Origin of the sequence: Pseudomonas sp. RA_35y_Pfl2_P32, from assembly GCF_963970735.1 — a bacterium.
GTDB lineage: Bacteria > Pseudomonadota > Gammaproteobacteria > Pseudomonadales > Pseudomonadaceae > Aquipseudomonas.
The window spans coordinates 1-730 of the sequence record NZ_CAXAQF010000087.1 but is presented as its reverse complement, the minus strand read 5'-3'; the positions used below and the strand labels follow the sequence as shown (position 1 = coordinate 730).

1 protein-coding gene is annotated in these 730 nt (G+C 59.0%); it reads left to right on the top strand.

The features are described 5' to 3' along the window. Positions 1 to 730, top strand: a 730-nt coding sequence (locus AACY45_RS27205; RefSeq protein WP_339548521.1) for a TonB-dependent receptor domain-containing protein, incomplete at both ends; no start/stop codon positions are given.

The window sequence follows — 730 nt, the reverse complement described above, 5'->3', positions numbered from 1 at the left end:
AGCGCTACAAGCGCGATGGCTATGCCAAGCAGACCTCACTCGGCCGCCCGTACGATCTGGACGACGCCGACCGTTTCTCCACCAAGGCGTCGATCCTGTGGACGCCAACGGACCGTTTCTCAGCCGAGCTCACCGCGCAGTATTTCGACGCAGACGAGCATGGCGCGGCGCAGAAGAACCTCGACGATCGCGATCCCGATCCGCGTCGCATTTCTCAGGACTACCCGAACGAATATCGGCTGAAGTTCTTTCTGTCGTACGCGGATCTCCGCTACGACTTCGGCCCGGTCACGCTCAAGTCGCTGACGTCGTATCAGCGCACCCGCAACCACAACCAGATTGATGTCGACCGCGCCGACTATGCGACGCTCGGCTATTATGACGTGCAGCCCTACTGGAACAATGCTGTTGATGCCGTTAGCCAGGAGTTCAACCTCACCTCGAATGGGTCGGGACCGCTGAGCTACATCGTCGGCGGCTACTTCCTGTATCAGAAGCTCGGGCAGGACATTCTCGAGTATATCGGCACCGATCGGAATCCGACCTTCAACCTGACGCTGCCGCTGACCTTCGCCAACTATCCGTACAATCTTAGCTACGCGCTCAACTCCGATCAGAAACGTCACAGCTATGCGGCGTTCGCCCAGACGAAATATGCTGTCGCGCCTGGCCTGAGTGCAACGCTCGGCCTGCGCTACAATCGCGACAAGTTCGACAGCCGGAACAGCAC